Source organism: Amycolatopsis sp. WAC 01416 (genome assembly GCF_003947485.1).
Taxonomy (GTDB): domain Bacteria; phylum Actinomycetota; class Actinomycetes; order Mycobacteriales; family Pseudonocardiaceae; genus Amycolatopsis.
This window is the reverse complement of record NZ_QHHX01000002.1, coordinates 827,482-845,793: the sequence shown is the minus strand read 5'-3', so window position 1 is coordinate 845,793 and position 18,312 is coordinate 827,482. Positions and strand designations below refer to the sequence as shown.

Sequence of the window (18,312 nt, the reverse complement as noted above, 5' to 3'; positions counted from 1 at the left end):
AACGGTCCCGGTGGAAGAGGAGACGCCGGAAATCGAGACGCACGGATCAGGCCCCGGCCTGCCGGACGTGCACGACGTCGCCGGCGAACACCGTGTACCGCTCACCACCGGGAACGTCGACCTGGAGCTGGCCGGCGGGATCGATGTCGGCGGCACGGCCGGTCAGCGCCGAGCCGTCGGGCAGCTGGACCTCGACATCCTGGCCGAGCGTGGCGCAATGCCGCCGGTAGTCCCCGAGCAGACCGGCCTCGGCCAGCGACCCGCCGGCGAGCCGCCAACGGCGTTCGAGCTCGTCGAAACCGGTGAGCAGCCGCGTGGCGATCTCGGCGCGATCGGTCTCCGTCGCCCCCTGCTCGGCCAGCGAGGTCGCGGGCAGGCCACCGGGCCCGGCCGGAACGTTCTCGCCGAGCGGCAGCACGTTCAGGCCGATGCCGAGGACCACGGTGGTCTCGTCACCGGCGGCGGCCTCCGCCAGGATGCCCGCGCATTTCGCGCGCCCGGGACCGGCCAAGACGTCGTTCGGCCACTTGAGGACGGCGTCGACACCCACGCTCGCGGCGACCTCCCGGACCGCGAGACCCGCGACCACGGAAAGTGAACCCAAATTGCTGAACGGAACCCCGTCCGGCCGCAGCAGCACACTGACGTAGAGGCCGGATCCCTTCGGCGAGGACCACTGCCTGGCGCGGCGGCCGACGCCGGCCGTCTGCTCCTCGGCGATCAGCACGGTGCGGTCTTCGGCCCCCTTCGCGGCGGCTTCCCGCAGGTCGGCGTTGGTGGACCCGGTGCTCGCCACGACCTGGATCGCGGCGTACCGGCCGGACAGCGCGGCACTCAGACGCCCGGCGTCGAGCGCTCCCGTCTCACTCATTCGTCCAGAATATGAGAGTCCCCCTAACGTGCAAGGCGTTCGCTCGTTACGCAGAGGTGGTCTCCAATAACCTGGACGGCGTGACCGAGCCCGATTCCGCCCCGAGCGCGCCCGAAAACAGCAAGAAGAAGTCGTGGGCGCACGGCGCGGCGATGCGCGGCCTGGTCGCTCTCCCGCTGGTCGCGGGGCTCGCGACGGCGGGCTGGCTGCTCGCCGGCGGCAACGATCCGGCACCGGCCGACGGCAACCAACCGGTCCCGGTACCGGCCGCCAAACAGGATCCGGCCACCGTCGGCGGCGGCGCGGGTCCCTCGGTCCTCGAAGTCAGCGCACCGGTCAAGGCCCAAGAGACACCGAAGGGCGTCCGGCCGCTCGAAGAGTGGGCGGCGAAACTGGCCGGGCCGCTCGACATCCCGGCGAAGTCGCTCATCGGCTACGCGAACGGTGAACTGGCGCTGCGCGGCGAGCAGCCGAACTGCCACCTGTCGTGGGTCACCCTGGCCGGAGTCGGCGCGGCGAGCTCGAACCACGGACGCGGCGGCGACAACCCCCTCGGCCTGTCGGCACAGCAGTGGAAGAAGCACGGCGCGTCGATCCCCGGGATCACGAAACCCGCGCTCACCGACCCCGACTCCGCGTCGGTCGCCGCAGGCCGCGCACTGTGCGCTTCCGGCACCGACCTCGGCGGCGGCAACGGCTGGTGGAAGGCGATCGCCGGCTACCAAGGCGGCAAGGGCAACGAGGCCGAACTGTTCCGCCAGCGGGTCCTGGGCAACGCGCAGCTCTACGCGACCCTGTCCCTCGACCCGGCGCGATCCGGCAGCCCCGCCGTGAAGGCGACGCGGTTCGCCCTCGGCCAGCTGGGCCTCCCGTACGTGTGGGGCGGCAACGGACCGGACGCCGGCGCGGCGGGCTTCGACTGCTCCGGACTGACCAAGGCGTCCTACGACGAAGCCGGAGTCCCGCTCCCGCGGACCGCGGACAGCCAGTTCCGGGCGCTGCCGCAGGTGCCCGGCGAACCGAAACTCGGCGATCTCGTGTTCTACGGCAACCCGGCGACACGGATCCATCACGTCGGGCTGTACCTCGGGAACGGCCTGATGATCAACGCGCCCACCCAGGGCCAGGCGATCCAGATCCACACGTACCACTCGAAGGGCGACGACTACACCGGCGCCGGACGGCCCGCGGCCTGAACCGGCCAAACCACCCTCTGGCCCCGGCACCGGCGGTTACCTTGGCGCCCATGCGTTCGATCGAGTTCCGCAGGATCTCCGACGTGACAAGGCGATCGGCCAAGGAGAGAACGACAGCCGCGCTCGAGCTGCTGATCGATGGCGTCTCCTTCCTGGAACTGGTGCGCCGGGCCGAACTTCCCGGCGCGCTCGCGGAACAGCGGGAGCTCGCCGAGGAGTTCGCGCCGGAACCCGCACCCTTGCTCGCCGGGGATTACGGCCCCGTGACCAGTTGCTCCGCCGAGCATCTTCTCGGGGAAACACCGGATGACGTTCCGCATGGCGTCGAAGACGACGAACACCTGCTGCTGGGGTGCTCGTGCGGCATCGTCGAATGCTGGGCGTTGGTGGTGAAGATAGCGACCGACGACGAGACGGTGACTTGGTCGGGGCTTCGCAATACGTACCGGGAATGGAATTACGACGCCATCGGTGTACTGACGTTCTCGCGGCAGCAGTACGAAGAGGCGCTGCACGCCGCCTTCGGTGCTGTGGGCTCATGAGTGTTTTGGGGAGGTGTGTGGAAATAGAGACGTTGAGTGTCCCTATTTCCCCACACCGTCACGTTCGGTTATCGCTCGCTGGTGCGCCCTGGATGGATTTTGAGCCGGTGGACGGCGGGCATCGGCATGTCCCGGGAGAACGGCCAGTCGATCCCCGGCCTGATCCCGGCCAGCAGCCGAGATACGAAGGTCCCGTGACTGCCCACCAGTACGACACCGCCGTCATGCTCTTCGGCGAGCCGATCGACGGCGGCCATCGCACGCACCGTCAGCTGCCGCAGGCTCTCGGCGTCCGGCCGCACGAAATCCGGATCGGCCCAGCTGCGCTCGTAGTGCGCGGCGTAGTCCGGTGTCGGTTCCAGGCCCGAGTCCCACTCACGTAACTCCCAGCGGGTGGTGACCTCGAGTCCGGCCCTTCTGGCCGCGGGCGCGACCGTGGCGGCCGCTCGCCGGTACGGACTCGACACGACCGCCGTCGGGTTCATCGCGACGAGCTCGTGCGCGAGCTGTTCCGCGGCCGCCACGCCCGCCGCGGTCAAGGGTCGGTCCGGGTCTTCGGGCTTTCCCGGCGAAGGCGGAACGGACTCGGCGTGCCGGACGAGCACGATGTCGCAGCTCACGGGCGCTCGGCCAGCCACTCGAGCGCGGCCTCCCCGTGGCGAAGAACCGAAATGTGCCCCTCCTCGGGAAAAGTGCGCGACTCGGCCGCGGCGCACTGCCGGGCCAGCCACTCGCCGTGCGCGAGCGGCGCGATCCGGTCCGCGCCGCCGTGCAGGAGCAGCACCGGGGTTTTGACGTCGGACGGCTGGAAGCCCCATGGCGCGACGTACGCGAGATCGTCGTCGATCAGTCCGCCGGGGCCGCCCTCGACCGCGGGGCCGACGACATCGAGGAACCATTTCCAGTCACCGGCAAGGGCCGCGTGGTCCGAGGCGGTGAACATCTCGGCGTCGTATTCGGCCGACGCCTCGTAGTCCGCCTTTGCCTCCCGCCCCGCCAAGGCGGCCGTCAGCGAGCCCACTCCTGCCGCACTCATGCCCGCGAAGTAGTCCAGGCCGTCGGCGTCGTACGGGGCCATGCTCGCGACGGCGACCATCGCCGAGACCCGTTCCGGCAGCAGAGCCGCGCAGGCGAACGCGTGCGGTCCGCCACCGGAATGCCCGAAGACCGCGAACCGCTCGATCCCCAGTGCATCGGCGACCTTCTCGACGTCCGACGCCGCCGACGCGACGTCTCGGCCGGGGCGCGGCGACGAGCCGCCGTAACCGGGCCGGTCGTAGGAGACCCACCTCAGCCCGAGTCGCTCGGCGGCCGCGAACAGCGGGGCAGGCGGGGCGCCGACGTTCGGGGTGCCGTGGTGCCAGAAGACCACCGGGCCGGCTCCGCCGGTGTCGTACGTGTGCAAGGTGGTCCCGTCCCCCAGGTCCACGTCGGACTCGTTCACCATGGCCCGAGCGTAGGGCACCCTGGAACCATGTCCCGCTATCACGAGATCAAGCACCGGGTGGCCACGACCTTCCAGCGCCACGTCGGCAACCCGATCCTCGTCCGCCTGCCGAACCAGCCGGTCCTGGAGACCACCGGCCGCAAGTCCGGGGTGCCCCGGCAGACGCCGATCGGGGGCCGCAGGGTGGGCCGCTCGTTCTGGATCGTCTCCGAGTTCGGGGAGAAATCGCAGTACGTCCGCAACATCCAGGCCGATCCGCGCGTCCGGGTCCGGCTCAAGGGCCGGTGGCACGCCGGCACGGCGCTCCTGCTCCCCGACGACGACCCCCGCGCCCGGCTGAAGACCCTGCCCACGGTCAACAGCGCCGCCGTGCGGGCGATCGGCACGAACCTCCTCACCATCCGCGTCGATCTCGACGACTGAACGTTTGCCTTGACGCCAAGGGCAAGGTTTACGCTCGGACCATGCGGATCGGCGAGCTCGCCGCGCGCACCGGGACCACCACGCGCGCGCTGCGTTTCTATGAGTCACAAGGGCTTCTCGACGCACGGCGCGCGTCGAACGGCTACCGGGAGTACGACGAGGACGACTACCGCCTGGTGCACGAGATCCTGACCCTGCAAGCGGTCGGGCTCAGCCTCGAGGACACCAGGCCGTTCGTCGAATGCCTGCGCGCCGGGCACGAGACCGGCGACTCGTGCGCCGATTCGATCGAGGTCTACCAACGCAAACTCGCCGAGGTGGACGCCTGTCTTGCCAGGCTCAACGACGTGCGGGACAGCCTGCTGACCAAACTGGCGGGCGCGTTGAAAACGCCGCCGGGACCGTGCGTCGTCGTGCCGCGAACCGAGGAGGCCTGAATGTCCCTTTCCGTCGTCACCGACGAAACCTTCCAAGAACTCGTCCTCGACCAGGACAAGCCCGTCCTGGTGGACTTCTGGGCGCAATGGTGCCCGCCCTGCCACATGATCGCGCCGGTACTCGCGGAAATCGCCGAGGAGCGTGCCGGCGCACTGCTCATCCGCAAGCTCAACTCCGACGAGAACCCGCTCACGGCAAGGAACTATCAGGTCATGTCCTTGCCGACGCTGATCCTCTTCCGCGGCGGGAGTCCGGTGTGGACGACCGTCGGCGCCCGGCCGAAGGCCAAGTTGCTGGCCGATCTGGACGCCGTTCTGGAGCCCGCCCACTCGTGAGTGGCAGGGACGGTTGAGGGGTAAGGCGAAGGTGGCGTGGCCGGTGCCGGGGGTCGTGAGTGGCGATTCGGGTTCTAACCCGAATCGCCACTCACGAGGCCCATCGCGAACCGGCCGTTAATTGTGTTGCGCGCCGGGCCGTCCGTTCGCATCCTTCACCACATGACATCGACCCGCACCTTCCTGTCCCCGTCCTCCGTCGTCCGACGGGTGCGGGTGCAGCAGCAGGCCGGGTCCTGGCGGAGGCCGACACCAGTCCTGCCGTGAGCGCCGCGCTCGTCGCGGGCCTGCTCGCCGGGTATGGCATCGCCATCCCGGTGGGCGCGGTCGCGACCTATCTGGTGGTACTGACAGCACGGGCAGGGCTCAAGATCGGCGCGTACGCCGCCTTGGGAGTCGCCACGGCCGACGGGCTGTACGCCCTGATCGCGGTCCTCGGTGGCGGCAGCCTGATCCCGATCATCGAGCCGATCGCCGAACCGTTGCGCTGGGTTTCGGTGGCGGTGCTGCTCGGGCTGGCCGTCCACATCGGACTCACCGGGATCCGGAACTTTCGCGCCTCCGCCAAAGCAGAGGTGAGCCAGCCGGTCGCGATCGGCCCGGCGAAGGCGTACGTGAGCCTGCTCGGGATCACGCTGCTGAACCCGACGACGGTGGTCTACTTCGCGGCGCTCGTACTCGGCAGCGAGGACATGGCCGCGGCGAGCGGGGCGGAGCACGTGGTCTTCGTGCTCGCGGCGTTCGCCGCTTCGGCCAGCTGGCAACTGTTCCTCGCGGGCGGCGGAGCCGTCCTCGGCAAGGCGTTGACCGGACGCCGTGGACGGCTGGTGACCGCGCTGGCGTCCAGTGCGCTCATCACCGTGCTCGGCCTCCGTCTCCTTTGGTGATCGCCGGCAATCCAGGACCGTAGTTGTCCGCATCGGTTGCGAGGCTGCCCCCATGACCGAAACCAAGGAACGCCTCGCCTCCCTCCACTCCTACCTCGCCTATCACGATGCCCCGAAGGCGCTTCGCTGGCTCGAACGCGCCTTCGGGTTCGAGACCACCATGGAGTTCGCCGACGACAAAGGGTTGATCCAGCACTCGGAGCTGCGGCTCGGCGGCGTCGGGATCATCGTGTTCAGCGCAGAAGAGGACTACGACCGCCCGGCCCGCAAGGGCGAGACGGTCGGCCACGGCCTCTACGTGAGCCTTCCGACGCAAGAGGCCGTGGACGCCGTCTTCGCTTCCGCCGTCGAAGCCGGCGCGACTCCGGTCTGGAATCCGGAGAACACCGAATGGGGCAATTACCGCTGCCGCGTCGACGATCTCGAAGGCTACGAATGGACTTTCGGCACGCACATCCCCGGCGAACCGCAGACCGATTGGAGCTAAAGCAACCGCGCGAACCACTCGCGAGTCCGGCGGAGCAGGTCCAGCTGGTGATCACGTCCGCGGAGCGAATGCCCTTCACCGGGATACACGACGAGGTCGTGTTCGACGCCGAAGTGGCGTAGCGCGCGGTGGAAGAATTCCGCCTGGGACAAGGGGACGTTCGTGTCTGCCGCACCGTGCACGATCAGCACGGGGGTCTCGATCTTCGACGCGAAGGAGATCGGGCTGAGCTGATCGTGCCGGTGCGGGCCTGCCCCTTCCCAGCCGATACTCCCGCTGTGCGCGGATTCCACCAGCGGACCGAGTTCACCGGTCGCGGCGAGCATTCCCCAGTCACAGATCCCGGCGACCATCAGCGCCGCCTCGAACCGGCGGGTCTGCCCGACGGCCCAGGCCGTCATATATCCGCCGTGACTCCCGCCTACGATCCCGAGCCGCTCCGGATCGGCCACCCCTTCGGCGATGAGGAGGTCGATCCCGGTCTCGATATCGCTCCATTCCTCCATGCCTACCCGTCCCGCGACGGAAGCGGCGAATTCATGCCCATGGCCTTGTCCCCCACGGGGATTCGGCAGGAAGACGGCGTGCCCTGCCAGGGTCAGCCACTGCGCGGACGGGTACCAGTTGAGCATGAAGCGGTCCGCGTGCCGGTCGTACGGTCCGCCGTGAACCCGCGTGACCAGCGAGAAAGGCCCGTCGGCCCGGGTCTTTCCCGGCGGCAGGACGAGCAGGCCGTCCAACGCGAGGCCGTCGGACGCCTTGTAGGCCAACCGTTCCTGGGAGCCCCACGAAATCCCGGCGAACTCCGGCGCCGTGTCGCTGACTCGCGTCAACGCCCCACCCACCGGTCCACAATGGACATCCTTCGGCCGGTACGCGGTACTCAGCACGGTGACCACGATCTCGCCGTTCGAGGCGAGCGCGTCGGCTTGCCCGCGCCAGAACGACACTTCGCCGCCGCCGAGCCGATGGAGGGCCGAGTCGAGCCCGTCGGCGACGAGCACCAGCGGAGCACCGGAATCGACCTGCGCGAGCTTGACCGGGCAGGTCGATTCCTCGGTCAGGTTCCGATGTTCCCCGGTTTCCACGGAAACGTCGAAGACCGCCCGACCACCCACCGGTTCCGGGTTCCCGAGGTACGCGATGTGCCAGCCGTCCTCGTCCCGCCACCAAACCGGGCCGGCGGCTTCGAACGCGACCCGGCCGAGATCACGCCGCTCACCGGTTTCCAGGTCCAGCAAGGAAAGCCGGGGTTCGAGCCCGCCGGGGTCGACTTCCGGCGTCGGCCAGGTGACGACGGCGAGCGCTTTGTCGTCCTGGCGGCAGGCGACGTCGACGACGTGGTCTTCGATCAGCGTCGTGATCTCGCCGGTTCGAGGGTCGAAGCTCCGCAGCCGCGCCGGGCGAAGACTCTCACTCCAGACCCAGACGGCCGGAGCGGGCGTCTCGTCTTCGGCGATGAACACGATCCTGTCGCGCAGCGGAAGGAATCCGGTGATCTCACTCCCCCAGGCGAACAGCTCCTCGTCCCGCGAACAGACACGGCCGTCCCGGAGGAAATAGAGGGCATCCGCGGACCACCGGGGTGAGGATCCTTCGGCCAGCTTCCGCGGCTTTTCGCTGCCGTCCACAGCGGCGAGCCAGATCTCGGGGACGCCTTTCGCGATGGTCGAGACCTGGTAGGCCACCCATTTCCCGTCGGGGGAAAGCGCGGGTTCCGACGGGAAATGGCTGTCGACGATCAGCTCAGCGGTCAGCATGTCCCCATCCTGCCGGAAATCATCGCGACAGTGTTTTGCCCAGTTTGTCGAGCCAGTCGCCCGTTCCCTGTTCCCGCCAGCTCGGTTCTTCGTGCCCGTCAAGGAAGGTGCCCTGCTCGATCAGCGTCAGCCGTGTTCCGTCCGCCTCGGCTTCGAGCAGCACCGTCGTGACCGACACGGTCGCCAGAACGTCGTTCGCGGAGAGTGTGCCCGCGTAGACGATCCGCTCGTTCTCGGCGATGTCCTCGTAGCGCGCTTCGAAGACCATCCGCTTCCCGTCATCGGGAGGACCGCTGGTGACCTCCTGGCCGCCGACACGGAAGTCCAAGGAATGCCCGCCGCCCGGCACGGTGAACCAGCCCGCTTTCGCGGCGGGATCGGACCAGGCGGCGAAAACGCGTTCCGGCGACACCGGATAGACGCGTTCGAGGGTGAAAGTGGCGTGTTTGACGGTCATGACCGTTTCCCTTCATCGGAGTTCAGAAAGCCACCAAGGCGATCGAGCCGGTGTTCCCAGCCGGTGCGCTGCTCGCCGAGCCAGTCCTCGGCCATCCGCAGGCCGTCCGGTTCGAGGTGGCAGGTGCGGACGCGACCCGCCTTTTCCGACCGGACCAGCCCGCCGGCTTCGAGCACCTGGAGGTGCTGCATCACGGCGGGCAACGACATCGACAACGGCTGCGCGAGCTCCCCCACCGAGGCGGGCCCCCGGGTGAGGCGCTCGATCATTTCGCGGCGCGTCCCGTCGGAAAGCGCCTTGAACACCTGATCCATCTGTTGGTTAGGCACATGCTTAACTATGCACCCATGCCGAGCAATAGTCAAGTATCTGCTTAACTTTCTACTTCTCCGCGGTCATGCCCTCTACGAGCAGCCACTGGGAGGCCAGATACGAGGTCAGCACGAAGGTTTCGAGATTGGCCCGCACCCGCTCACTGGTCACGAAGTTGCGGCGGATCAGGATCGCCAGATCCGACGCGGAGAACAGCAGCGCGCCGGCGGCGATCCAGGTCCGGCGATCACCCGACGGGACCACCATCCCGCCCGCGACCTTGGACTTCGGCGCCAAGGCCGGGTCGGCCGCGAGGGTCGACGTCGTGCTCAGCAGGCCTCCGTAGACCGAAAGCACCGAAGACACCGGAGACGGCTTCGGGAGCGTCATCGCGACGGCGGCCGCAGCCCACGCCCCGAGCCGGGGCGTCGCGGTCGCGGCACGCGGACGTGCGCCGCGGCGCCACAGGAACGCGGAGTACAGCACCTGCATCACGCCGAACGACGTCGCGCCCTTGATCAGCTCACGGTCCTCATGCGACCGGCCCATGAAGTGGTCGCCCGCGCCTGCCGCGACCAAGGCGGCGACGAGCAGCCCCTTCTCCCCTGGTGCAAGCGTTTGTGCCCGGGCGACGCGAGCCGCGAGCACGGGGACCGCGGCCGGTTTCGTCACCAGTTGCAACCGCCGGTTGCCTGTCCTGGCGGAGTACACCGTGCCGATCGCGGCGGCGCCGAACAGGATCCGTTCGGCGAGCTTGAGGGCCTTCGCTGTTGACACTGACCACCTCCGGAACTTATTTCTGGGTAAGTTACCAGGCAGTCAGCCGTTTCTAGACGGCTTCGCGGAAGGTACTCCGGTACGCGCTCGGCGAGACACCCAACGCGGCCTGGAGATGCTGCCGCAGCGACGCGGCCGTGCCGAACCCCGCCTCGGCCGCGACCTTGTCCACCGGCAGGTCGGTTTCTTCGAGCAGCTGACGGGCCCGTTCGATCCGTTGCTGGGTCAGCCACTGCAGCGCCGAAATCCCGACTTCGTCGCGGAACCGCCGTGTGAACGTCCTCGTGCTCATCGCCTCTTTCGCCGCCAGCTCGCGCAGCGTCAGCGGCCGGTCGAGGTTCTCCAGCGCCCAGGCCCGCGCCGCCGCCGTCGACGAGGACTGCGGTTCCGGCACCGGACGCCGGATGAACTGCGCCTGCCCGCCCTCGCGATGCGGCGAGACGACCGTGCCGCGCGCGACCTCGTTCGCGACCGCGGCGCCGTGATCACATCGGATCATGTGCAGGCAGAGGTCGATCCCGGACGCGACACCCGCCGCGGTCAGGACGTTCCCGTCGTCGGTGTAGAGCACGTTGGGATCGAGGTCGACCTTCGGGAACTTCGCCTGGAAATCCAGCGCCGAACGCCAGTGCGTGGTCGCCTTCCGGCCGTCGAGCAGTCCGGCGGCGGCGAGCACGAAGGCACCCGTGCAGATCGACGCGATTCTCGCCTCCGGCCGGATCAGCTCCAGCGCCCGCGCGAGCGGCTCGGTGAGGTCGTGCCCCGACGGTTCGTATTCGGTGGACGAGGCCGGGATGACGACGGTGTCGGCCTCGGCCAGCACCTCCGGGCCGAGCGGGACCGAGATGGCGACATCGGCGTCGGTCCGGATCTGGCCGGGTTCCGGCGTGCAGGTGACGACTTCGTAGAGCGGCTCGCCGTCGGCCGATTTGGCCGTGCCGAAGAGCCGGATGACGATGCCCAGCTCCATCACCAGCATTCCGTGCCGGACCAGCACGGCGACCCGATGACGGCCGGGATACCCGAAAAAGCCCATGGCCTGATTCTTGCACATGTTGGCCATCGGGCCACTCGCGTCGACCGCCGGGCCGCGCGACGGTGGACACATGAACGTGTTGTGGATCTTCGCCCATCCGGAACCCCGCTCCCTCGGCGGCTCACTGCGTGACGAAGGCGTGCGCACCCTTCGCGCGCAGGGCGCCGACGTCCGGGAATCCGACCTGTACGCGATGAAGTGGAAGGCCGTCGTCGACGCCGACGACTTCGGCCGGGCCGCTTCCACAGACCGGCTCGTCGTCGGCTCGACGTCGAAGAACGCCTTCGAGACCGGCGAACTCGGCGAAGACATCCGCGCCGAGCACGAGAAACTGGCATGGGCGGACACGGTGATCGTCCAGTTCCCGCTGTGGTGGTACGGGATGCCCGCGATCCTCAAGGGCTGGTTCGACCGCGTTTTCGTCAAGGGTTTCGCTTACGGCGTGCAACGCCCCGACGGCCGGACGTCGCGCTATGGCGAAGGGGTGCTGGCCGGAAAGCGCGCCATGGTCCTGCTGACCGCGGGCGCGCCGGAAGCCACCATCGGACCGCGCGGCGTGAACGGCGAGATCAACGACGTGTTGTTCCCGCTACAGCACGGAACCCTTTGGTACGCCGGGATGTCCGTCCTCCCTCCGCTCACGGTCTGCGGCGCCGACCGCGTTTCTCCCGAGCAGTACGAGGCCGCCGCCGAGACACTGCGCGAACGGCTTCGAACACTGTCCACTCGCGACCCGATCCCGTTCCGCTCCCAGAACGGCGGCGACTACGACGAGAACCTCGTCCTGCGCGACGACCTCGCTCCCGGCCGGGGCGGCATCGGCGTCCACGTCTCCAGGCCGGAACTCGCGTGATTGAAGGCGGAACTCCGTGTTACGGCTCCAATCACGCGAGTTCCGTCCCGGTTGACCCTGTATTACGTCGCGGTTATATTCCCCTTGAGGCACATTAGGAGGTAACCGTGAACCCTCGCGCCCGGTTGGAAACCGTCGGAGAGCGCCCAGCGCTGCGGATCGAACGCCGTCTCGCGCATCGGCCGGAGCGCGTCTGGCGGGCGATCACCGAACCGTCGGCGCTCGCGAAGTGGTTCCCCGCGGCGGTCGCCGTCGACCTGCGACCGGGCGGGACCATCGAGTTCACTTTCGAAGGCGAAGAGACTCCGACAGCGGGCGAGGTGCTCGAAGCCGACGAGCCTCGCGTGTTCGCGTTCAGCTGGAACGACGACGTGCTGCGCTGGGAGATCACTCCGGCGGGCGACGGCAGCCGTCTGCTGTTCACCCATACGTTCGGCCGGGGTGAACCCGCGATCGCCAGGATCGCGGCGGGCCGCACGGCCGCCGGCTGGGACAGCTGCCTCGTCGCGCTCACCGCCCTGCTCGACGGCGAGGACCACGAGCCGCCGCAGGACTGGGTCGGCCCCATCGAGGCCTACATCGAGGAGTTCGGGCTCGCCGACGGCGAAGTACTGGAAACCGGCGAGGGCAAGGTGATCCGCTTCCGCCGCGACCTGATCTGGAAACCGCTCGACGACGTCTGGCCACTTCTCACGCACGAAAAGGCGTCGGGCACGGTCATCCGCGAAGAACCGCCGCGGCTGCTGGAGCTCTCCCTGCCGCGCGGCGGCGTCGTGCGCTGGGAGTTCAGCCATTCCGAACTCGACGGCACCATGGTGGAGCTGACGCAGACCGTCCCGGACGGACAGGACGATGTCGTGCCCGAGGCGCTGCGAAGCTGGCGCGAGAAGCTGAAGGAGTTCTTCGCGTCGGCTCACGGAGGCTGATCTCCACCCTGGGGATGACCTCCGCCGGACGGACGCGCACCCGCCACCCGTCCGGCTAAGTTCGCCGTATGAAACAGCCGTCGGCGCTCCCGCAGCGGGTGGCGTACCTGATCGACGCGCTTCTCGCGGTGGTCCTCGTCGTGGCCGTCGGCGGGAACCTCGCCGCGCGGACCTGGACGTTCCTCATCGCCATCCCGATGTGGCTCGCCTGGGCGACGGTCGCCGCCAGCGGCATCGCGATCGCGTTGCGGCGCCACCGGCCCTTGGTCGCCTACGGCCTCGGCCTCGGCAGCCTGATCCCGGCCCTGCTCGCCGGCAACGGGCTTGGCCCGGCCGCGCTCCTGGCCACCGCGTGCGCCCTGTACACCGTGGCGCTGGAACATCCGCGGCCCCGCTCGCTGATCGCGATGGGGCTCGGCCTGGTCGTCGTCATGATCTTCGAGTTCCTGCGGCTCGGGCCGAACACGATCGCGTCGACGGCCTTCGCGGGCGGCGGGGTGGCGGGCTCGTGGGCGCTGGGCTGGATGACGCGGCAACGGCGCGCGAATCTGGCCCAGCTCGCCGATACCCAGGCTGATCAGGCGGTTTCCGACGAACGGCTGCGCATCGCGCGCGAAATGCACGACGTCGTCGCGCACAGCATGAGCCTGATCGCGGTCAAGGCGGCCGTCGGCAACCACGTCGCGAAGGAACAGCCCGAAGAAGCCCGCGAAGCGTTGCGGGTCATCGAACTCACCAGCCGCGAAACCCTCGTCGAACTCCGGCGGATGCTCGGCGTCCTCCGCTCGGGTGACGGGACGCCCGAAGCGGCGCTCGGGCCCGCGCCGAAACTCGCCGATCTGCGGACCCTCGCCGAACGGGCCGGACAGGCCGGGGTGCGCGTCGAGTTGTCCGGCGAGGCGGTGGACGACCTCCCCGAAGGCGTCGCGCTTTCGGTCTACCGCATCACCCAGGAGGCGGTGACCAACGTCGTGAAGCACGCGGGCCCGTCGGCCTGCCGGGTCACGATCACCGAAGGCCCCGGCGAGGTCAGCGTCGAAATCGTCGACGACGGGCGCGGTGAAGGCTCGCCGTCGACCGGCGGCGGGCACGGTTTGATCGGCATGCGCGAACGCGTCGCCGTCTACGGTGGTGACTTCGAAGCGGGCCCGCTGCCCGCCGGGGGCTTCCGGGTGTTCGCGCGGCTGCCGTACGCCGCCAAGGAAGTGGGGACACGATGATCCGCGTACTGATCGCCGACGACCAGGCGTTGCTGCGCGGCAGTTTCCGCGTGCTCGTCGACAGCGCGCCGGACCTCGAAGTCGTCGGGGAGGCGAGCGACGGCGTGGAGGCGGCGGAACTGGCCGAGAAGGAACGCCCCGACGTCGTGCTGATGGACGTCCGCATGCCGGAGCTGGACGGGATCGAAGCGACCCGGCGGATCTGCGCGTCGGCCGCCACCGAAGGCGTCCACGTGCTGATGCTGACGACCTTCGACCTCGACGCCTACGTCTATTCGGCCCTGCGCGCGGGTGCCAGCGGATTCCTGCTGAAGGACACCCCGCCCGCCGAACTGCTGACCGCGATCCGAGTCGTCGCGGCGGGCGAAGGGCTGCTCGCCCCTTCGATCACGCGAAGGCTCATCGCCGAATTCGCCCGGCTGCCCGAACCGGGCCAGCGCGTCGCGGCGTCGCTGGACAACATCACCACCCGCGAACGCGAGGTCCTCGGCCTGATCGCGCGCGGCCTGTCGAACGACGAGATCGCCGGAACCCTGCACCTCGGGCTGGCGACGGTGAAGACGCATATCGGCCATCTCCTGCACAAACTCGCGGCACGCGACCGGGCGCAGCTCGTGATCGCGGCCTACGAGTCCGGCCTGGTGCGCGCCTCCGTCCAGTGAGCAGGTGGGTCCCCGTGGTCGTGAGTGGCGATTCGGGTTAGAACCCGAATCGCCACTCACGACCACCGCCCGGCCCCAAAAGACGTTGCCTACGCCACACGCGAAGTGACCGTCGAGTAGCTAGGCTGCGGTTTCATGAGCAGTGCGACGGAGCCGCTCGGGACGCCGCCCGAGGACGAACCGGACATCCACACGACGGCCGGCAAGCTGGCCGACCTGTACCGCCGGTATGACGAGGCGGTGCACGCGGGTTCCGCGAGGGCGGTGGAGAAACAGCACGCCAAGGGCAAGAAGACCGCTCGCGAGCGGATCGACCTGCTACTGGACGAAGGCTCGTTCGTCGAACTCGACGAGCTGGCGAAGCACCGCTCGGTGAACTTCGGCCAGGAGAAGAACCGGCCCTACGGCGACGGCGTCGTCACCGGCTACGGCACCGTCGACGGCCGCCCGGTGTGCGTGTTCAGCCAGGACGTCACCGTCTTCGGCGGTTCACTCGGCGAGGTGTACGGCGAGAAGATCGTCAAGGTGATGGACCTGGCGATCAAGACCGGCCGTCCGATCGTCGGCATCAACGAAGGCGGCGGCGCGCGGATCCAGGAAGGCGTCGTCTCGCTCGGGCTGTACGGCGAGATCTTCAACCGCAACGTCAAGGCGTCCGGCGTCATCCCGCAGATCTCGCTGATCATGGGCGCCAACGCGGGCGGGCACGTCTACTCCCCCGCGCTGACCGACTTCGTGGTGATGGTCGACAAGACCTCCCACATGTTCATCACCGGCCCCGACGTCGTGAAGACCGTGACCGGCGAAGAGGTCTCCTTCGAGGAGCTCGGCGGCGGGCGCACGCACAACACCCGTTCGGGCGTCGCGCACTACCTCGGTTCCGACGACGAGGACGCCATCGCGTACGTGAAGGAACTGCTCGCGTTCCTCCCGGCGAACAACCTGTCCGAAGCGCCGCTGTTCGAGACCGACTCGGCGCCCGGCGGGTTCTTCGACGACGTCACCGACACCGACCGCGAGCTCGACACGCTGATCCCGGATTCGCCGAACCAGCCGTACGACATGCACGAGGTCATCAACCGCGTCGTCGACGACGGCGACTTCCTCGAGGTGCACGAACTGTTCGCGCCCAACATCCTGGTCGGCTTCGGCCGGGTGAACGGGCGCAGCGTCGGCATCGTGGCGAACCAGCCGACCCAGTTCGCTGGCTGCCTCGACATCGACGCGTCCGAGAAGGCCGCGCGGTTCGTGCGCACCTGCGACGCGTTCAACATCCCGGTGCTGACCTTCGTCGACGTCCCCGGCTTCCTGCCCGGCACCGACCAGGAGTGGAACGGCATCATCCGGCGCGGCGCGAAGCTGATCTACGCCTACGCCGAAGCGACCGTCCCGCTCGTCACCGTCATCACCCGCAAGGCGTACGGCGGCGCGTACGACGTCATGGGGTCGAAGCACCTCGGCGCGGACATCAACCTGGCGTGGCCGACGGCGCAGGTCGCGGTCATGGGCGCGCAGGGCGCGGCGAACATCGTGCACCGCAAGACACTCGCCGCGGCCGCCGCCGACGGCAAGGACGTCGACGCGCTGCGCGCCGAGCTGATCCAGGAGTACGAGGACACGCTCCTGAACCCGTACGCGGCGGCCGAGCGCGGTTACGTCGACTCGGTGATCGTGCCCGCGCACACCCGCGGCCACATCGCGAAGGCGCTGTCGCTGCTCCAAGGCAAGCGGGAAAGCCTGCCGCCCAAGAAGCACGGGAACATCCCGCTGTGAGCACGCCCGAAACCCCGCTGCTGAAGGTCGTCCGCGGCAATCCGGACGACGCCGAACTCGCCGCGCTGACCGCCGTGGTCGCGGCGGCGGCCGGCGCGCGGGCGCCGGAACCGGCGCCGAAACGGGATTCGTGGTGGGCGGACAAGGCTTCGCTCGTGCGGGCCCCGCTCGCCCCCGGTGAAGGCGCTTGGCGGGCTTCGGCGCTTCCTCGCTGACACGGCCCGTCTGACGGCGCGGATCCGGTTTCCGCGGACTATGGTGACAGTCCTGCCGACCGGATCCGCCCTCAGAAAGCCGTGCGTGACGAACCAGGATCAGCTGTCCACCGAGTTGCGCCGTCTGCGCAAAGCCGCCGGGTTGTCCGGTACCGAAGCGGCCAGGCTCACCGGTCTCAGTCAGTCGAAGGTCTCGCGCGTCGAAACCGGCGCGTTCATGCCGACGGAGGACCAGGTCGTCGCGCTGTGCCGGGCGTACCGCGCACCCGCGAAGGTCCGGCGGGCGCTGGTCGCGATCACGCGGGACCTTCGCGAAGAGGCGTCGTCGGCCCGCGTCGTCCTCCAGCGCGGTGCCTGGCGGATGCAGCAGCGCATCGGCAAGATCGAGACGGCGTCCGCGCGCATCCGCAGTTTCCAGCCGACCATCGTGTTCGGCCTGCTCCAGACCCGCGACTACATCACCGCGCTGTTCGACGATTCCCTGCCGTCGGACGAACGCGACCAGACCGTCGAGGCCCGGCTGGAACGCCAGCGGATCCTCGACTCGAGCCGTGACTTCCACTTCGTGCTCACCGAAGGCGCCCTGCGCTGGAACATGGGCGGCGCGGCGACCATGCTCGCTCAGCTCGGCCACCTCATCGAGGTGTCCCGCCGCGGCCGGGTGCGGCTCGGCGTCATCCCGTGGACCACGCCGGTGTCGGTCGCCGTGCTCCACGGTTTCGACATCTACGACTCGCGCGCGGTGCTCCTCGGGACGCAGACGGCCACGGCGCTCGTCACGGACGAACGCGAAGTCGCCGACTACGAGAAGAACTTCGCCGAAGTCGAGCGCTACGCCACTTATGGCGATGTCGCCTGCTCGCATCTGACGCGGATCGCGGCCGATTACCGACAGCTCGCGGTCGAACCACTTCGGTGACCTAAGACCCTTTGCGCTATGCACTCCGAGAGTGCATCGTGAGTAAAGCAGCTGTCGGTGAAGGCCCACTTTCGTGCGCCGAACGCGATCACCGAAGCCGTTCACCGACCAGCGGGCACAGATCACCCGATCTCGCCAACTTTGCTGCCGCGCAACCCGTCTACTTGCCGAAACAGTCACTGGGGAAAGGGCCTCCGATGACCACCTGGCACGAGAACATGACCGGCTGGCACAAGTCGACCTACACGCACTGGGAAGAGAACGCCTGCGTCGAGGTCGGCGCCGCGCCCGGCCTGGTCGGCATCCGGGACACCAAACAGTGGGCGATGCCGGACGAGACCCGGCCCATCCTGGTGCTGCCGTCCGAGTCCTTCGCCGCGCTCCTCGAGCACCTTGGCCGATGAACGACGTCGCCGAGCCGTACATGGTCCACCATCCACGGGAGATGGCGGGCCAGCTGATCAACGGCAACTGGATCGTCGCGCGCTGGGAACACCTCGGTGAGGACGAGGACCTGGACCGCTGGACGGCCGTCCTCCGCGAGTACTGCGCGGAGCTGGACGTCGATCCGTACGTCATCAACATCCCGCGGAAGAGCCTGACCATCGTCTTCAACGGCGCGCTCCCCGCGCCGACGTTCGAACAGCTGGAGAATTCGATCGCGGCCATCGAGTACCACCGCTTCCTCGAACGCGAAATCGGCCCGAGACCGCTGAACTGACCCGCGAGTTACGCCTCCAGACACACGAGTTACGCCTCCAAGCACGCGAGTTACG

At 68.7% G+C, this 18,312-nt stretch carries 24 protein-coding genes; 16 read left to right on the top strand and 8 right to left on the bottom strand.

Going from position 1 to position 18,312, the window contains the following annotated elements; all coding sequences use genetic code 11:
* Positions 1–46 precede the first annotated feature (46 nt).
* Positions 47–871: a biotin--[acetyl-CoA-carboxylase] ligase gene (locus DL990_RS08450; protein ID WP_125789028.1), complete on the bottom strand. Its 825-nt coding sequence runs from the start codon at positions 869–871 to the stop codon at positions 47–49.
* A gap of 80 nt (positions 872–951) precedes the next feature.
* Between DL990_RS08450 and DL990_RS08445 the strand changes: the two genes are divergently transcribed.
* Positions 952–2,067, top strand: coding sequence for a C40 family peptidase (locus DL990_RS08445; RefSeq protein ID WP_199746261.1), 1,116 nt, complete (start codon positions 952–954; stop codon positions 2,065–2,067).
* Positions 2,068–2,117: 50 nt separating this feature from the next.
* A complete protein-coding gene (locus tag DL990_RS08440) occupies positions 2,118–2,609 on the top strand; it encodes a hypothetical protein (protein ID WP_125798308.1) in 492 nt (163 codons plus the stop codon).
* Between the two features lie 68 nt (positions 2,610–2,677).
* On the opposite strand, the gene DL990_RS08435 is transcribed toward DL990_RS08440, so the two are convergent.
* Both DL990_RS08435 and DL990_RS08430 read right to left on the bottom strand, forming a co-directional pair.
* Positions 2,678–3,229 (bottom strand): histidine phosphatase family protein, encoded by a 552-nt coding sequence (locus DL990_RS08435; protein ID WP_125798307.1) that lies wholly within the window; start codon positions 3,227–3,229, stop codon positions 2,678–2,680.
* The gene (locus tag DL990_RS08430; RefSeq protein WP_125798306.1) at positions 3,226–4,056 is read right to left on the bottom strand and encodes an alpha/beta fold hydrolase; all 831 of its coding nucleotides are present in this window, start codon (positions 4,054–4,056) and stop codon (positions 3,226–3,228) included. Before DL990_RS08430 ends, DL990_RS08435 begins: the two co-directional genes overlap by 4 nt.
* A 27-nt stretch (positions 4,057–4,083) precedes the next feature.
* On the opposite strand from DL990_RS08430, the gene DL990_RS08425 reads away from it, so the two are divergent.
* The 5 genes from DL990_RS08425 to DL990_RS08405 all read left to right on the top strand — a co-directional run bounded on the left by DL990_RS08425 (position 4,084) and on the right by DL990_RS08405 (position 6,626).
* Entirely contained in the window at positions 4,084–4,479 is a 396-nt protein-coding gene (locus DL990_RS08425; protein WP_125798305.1) for a nitroreductase/quinone reductase family protein, read from the top strand.
* A 41-nt stretch (positions 4,480–4,520) separates the two neighbouring features.
* Positions 4,521–4,916 carry a MerR family transcriptional regulator gene (locus DL990_RS08420; protein ID WP_125789024.1) on the top strand — a complete coding sequence of 132 codons (396 nt, stop codon included), beginning with the start codon at positions 4,521–4,523 and terminating at the stop codon, positions 4,914–4,916.
* Positions 4,917–5,252, top strand: a complete 336-nt coding sequence (gene trxA / locus DL990_RS08415) for a thioredoxin (RefSeq protein WP_125798304.1) — start codon at positions 4,917–4,919, stop codon at positions 5,250–5,252.
* A gap of 263 nt (positions 5,253–5,515) precedes the next feature.
* Complete coding sequence (locus DL990_RS08410; protein ID WP_125798303.1) at positions 5,516–6,139, top strand: LysE/ArgO family amino acid transporter; 624 nt, start codon at positions 5,516–5,518, stop codon at positions 6,137–6,139.
* Between the two features lie 52 nt (positions 6,140–6,191).
* Positions 6,192–6,626, top strand: coding sequence for a VOC family protein (locus DL990_RS08405; RefSeq protein ID WP_125798302.1), 435 nt, complete (start codon positions 6,192–6,194; stop codon positions 6,624–6,626).
* Here DL990_RS08405 and DL990_RS08400 read toward each other — a convergent pair.
* From DL990_RS08400 to DL990_RS08380, 5 genes are all read right to left on the bottom strand, one after another.
* Positions 6,623–8,386 carry a prolyl oligopeptidase family serine peptidase gene (locus DL990_RS08400; RefSeq protein WP_125798301.1) on the bottom strand — a complete coding sequence of 588 codons (1,764 nt, stop codon included), beginning with the start codon at positions 8,384–8,386 and terminating at the stop codon, positions 6,623–6,625. The two genes, DL990_RS08405 and DL990_RS08400, sit on opposite strands and share 4 nt — an antisense overlap.
* A gap of 19 nt (positions 8,387–8,405) precedes the next feature.
* Positions 8,406–8,843, bottom strand: coding sequence for an SRPBCC family protein (locus tag DL990_RS08395; protein WP_125789019.1), 438 nt, complete (start codon positions 8,841–8,843; stop codon positions 8,406–8,408).
* Positions 8,840–9,157, bottom strand: a complete 318-nt coding sequence (locus DL990_RS08390) for a helix-turn-helix transcriptional regulator (protein WP_125798480.1) — start codon at positions 9,155–9,157, stop codon at positions 8,840–8,842. The genes DL990_RS08395 and DL990_RS08390 overlap by 4 nt, the downstream gene beginning before the upstream one ends.
* Positions 9,158–9,224: 67 nt before the next feature.
* Positions 9,225–9,932: a lysoplasmalogenase family protein gene (locus tag DL990_RS08385; RefSeq protein WP_125798300.1), complete on the bottom strand. Its 708-nt coding sequence runs from the start codon at positions 9,930–9,932 to the stop codon at positions 9,225–9,227.
* 52 nt (positions 9,933–9,984) lie between these two features.
* Positions 9,985–10,995 (bottom strand): GlxA family transcriptional regulator, encoded by a 1,011-nt coding sequence (locus tag DL990_RS08380; protein ID WP_199746260.1) that lies wholly within the window; start codon positions 10,993–10,995, stop codon positions 9,985–9,987.
* 43 nt (positions 10,996–11,038) lie between these two features.
* Between DL990_RS08380 and DL990_RS08375 the strand changes: the two genes are divergently transcribed.
* The 9 genes from DL990_RS08375 (at position 11,039) to DL990_RS08335 (ending at position 18,257) form a co-directional block, all read left to right on the top strand.
* A complete protein-coding gene (locus tag DL990_RS08375; RefSeq protein ID WP_125789016.1) occupies positions 11,039–11,821 on the top strand; it encodes an NAD(P)H-dependent oxidoreductase in 783 nt (260 codons plus the stop codon).
* 107 nt (positions 11,822–11,928) lie between these two features.
* Positions 11,929–12,747 carry an SRPBCC family protein gene (locus tag DL990_RS08370; RefSeq protein WP_125798299.1) on the top strand — a complete coding sequence of 273 codons (819 nt, stop codon included), beginning with the start codon at positions 11,929–11,931 and terminating at the stop codon, positions 12,745–12,747.
* A 68-nt stretch (positions 12,748–12,815) separates the two neighbouring features.
* Positions 12,816–13,967 (top strand): sensor histidine kinase, encoded by a 1,152-nt coding sequence (locus DL990_RS08365; RefSeq protein WP_125798298.1) that lies wholly within the window; start codon positions 12,816–12,818, stop codon positions 13,965–13,967.
* Positions 13,964–14,629, top strand: a complete 666-nt coding sequence (locus DL990_RS08360) for a response regulator transcription factor (RefSeq protein ID WP_125789013.1) — start codon at positions 13,964–13,966, stop codon at positions 14,627–14,629. Before DL990_RS08365 ends, DL990_RS08360 begins: the two co-directional genes overlap by 4 nt.
* A 135-nt stretch (positions 14,630–14,764) precedes the next feature.
* Positions 14,765–16,402: an acyl-CoA carboxylase subunit beta gene (locus DL990_RS08355; protein ID WP_125789012.1), complete on the top strand. Its 1,638-nt coding sequence runs from the start codon at positions 14,765–14,767 to the stop codon at positions 16,400–16,402.
* Positions 16,399–16,617: an acyl-CoA carboxylase subunit epsilon gene (locus tag DL990_RS08350; protein ID WP_125789011.1), complete on the top strand. Its 219-nt coding sequence runs from the start codon at positions 16,399–16,401 to the stop codon at positions 16,615–16,617. The genes DL990_RS08355 and DL990_RS08350 overlap by 4 nt, the downstream gene beginning before the upstream one ends.
* Positions 16,618–16,702: 85 nt before the next feature.
* Positions 16,703–17,536 carry a helix-turn-helix transcriptional regulator gene (locus DL990_RS08345; protein ID WP_125798297.1) on the top strand — a complete coding sequence of 278 codons (834 nt, stop codon included), beginning with the start codon at positions 16,703–16,705 and terminating at the stop codon, positions 17,534–17,536.
* A gap of 197 nt (positions 17,537–17,733) precedes the next feature.
* Positions 17,734–17,940 carry a DUF397 domain-containing protein gene (locus DL990_RS08340; RefSeq protein WP_125789009.1) on the top strand — a complete coding sequence of 69 codons (207 nt, stop codon included), beginning with the start codon at positions 17,734–17,736 and terminating at the stop codon, positions 17,938–17,940.
* Positions 17,937–18,257, top strand: a complete 321-nt coding sequence (locus tag DL990_RS08335; protein ID WP_125789008.1) for a hypothetical protein — start codon at positions 17,937–17,939, stop codon at positions 18,255–18,257. Before DL990_RS08340 ends, DL990_RS08335 begins: the two co-directional genes overlap by 4 nt.
* Positions 18,258–18,312 lie beyond the last annotated feature (55 nt).

What these genes read in the sequence shown, in the direction of transcription:
- DL990_RS08425 (WP_125798305.1), top strand. Translation starts at nt 4,084, where the DNA reads ATGTCCCGCTATCACGAGATCAAGCACCGGGTGGCCACGACCTTCCAG.
- trxA (WP_125798304.1), top strand. Translation starts at nt 4,917, where the DNA reads ATGTCCCTTTCCGTCGTCACCGACGAAACCTTCCAAGAACTCGTCCTC.
- DL990_RS08365 (WP_125798298.1), top strand. Translation starts at nt 12,816, where the DNA reads ATGAAACAGCCGTCGGCGCTCCCGCAGCGGGTGGCGTACCTGATCGAC.
- DL990_RS08335 (WP_125789008.1), top strand. Translation starts at nt 17,937, where the DNA reads ATGAACGACGTCGCCGAGCCGTACATGGTCCACCATCCACGGGAGATG.
- DL990_RS08390 (WP_125798480.1), bottom strand. Translation starts at nt 9,157, where the DNA reads ATGGATCAGGTGTTCAAGGCGCTTTCCGACGGGACGCGCCGCGAAATG.
- DL990_RS08400 (WP_125798301.1), bottom strand. Translation starts at nt 8,386, where the DNA reads ATGCTGACCGCTGAGCTGATCGTCGACAGCCATTTCCCGTCGGAACCC.
- DL990_RS08375 (WP_125789016.1), top strand. Translation starts at nt 11,039, where the DNA reads ATGAACGTGTTGTGGATCTTCGCCCATCCGGAACCCCGCTCCCTCGGC.
- DL990_RS08380 (WP_199746260.1), bottom strand. Translation starts at nt 10,995, where the DNA reads ATGGCCAACATGTGCAAGAATCAGGCCATGGGCTTTTTCGGGTATCCC.
- DL990_RS08450 (WP_125789028.1), bottom strand. Translation starts at nt 871, where the DNA reads ATGAGTGAGACGGGAGCGCTCGACGCCGGGCGTCTGAGTGCCGCGCTG.
- DL990_RS08420 (WP_125789024.1), top strand. Translation starts at nt 4,521, where the DNA reads ATGCGGATCGGCGAGCTCGCCGCGCGCACCGGGACCACCACGCGCGCG.
- DL990_RS08405 (WP_125798302.1), top strand. Translation starts at nt 6,192, where the DNA reads ATGACCGAAACCAAGGAACGCCTCGCCTCCCTCCACTCCTACCTCGCC.
- DL990_RS08440 (WP_125798308.1), top strand. Translation starts at nt 2,118, where the DNA reads ATGCGTTCGATCGAGTTCCGCAGGATCTCCGACGTGACAAGGCGATCG.
- DL990_RS08395 (WP_125789019.1), bottom strand. Translation starts at nt 8,843, where the DNA reads ATGACCGTCAAACACGCCACTTTCACCCTCGAACGCGTCTATCCGGTG.
- DL990_RS08360 (WP_125789013.1), top strand. Translation starts at nt 13,964, where the DNA reads ATGATCCGCGTACTGATCGCCGACGACCAGGCGTTGCTGCGCGGCAGT.
- DL990_RS08430 (WP_125798306.1), bottom strand. Translation starts at nt 4,056, where the DNA reads ATGGTGAACGAGTCCGACGTGGACCTGGGGGACGGGACCACCTTGCAC.
- DL990_RS08340 (WP_125789009.1), top strand. Translation starts at nt 17,734, where the DNA reads ATGACCACCTGGCACGAGAACATGACCGGCTGGCACAAGTCGACCTAC.
- DL990_RS08355 (WP_125789012.1), top strand. Translation starts at nt 14,765, where the DNA reads ATGAGCAGTGCGACGGAGCCGCTCGGGACGCCGCCCGAGGACGAACCG.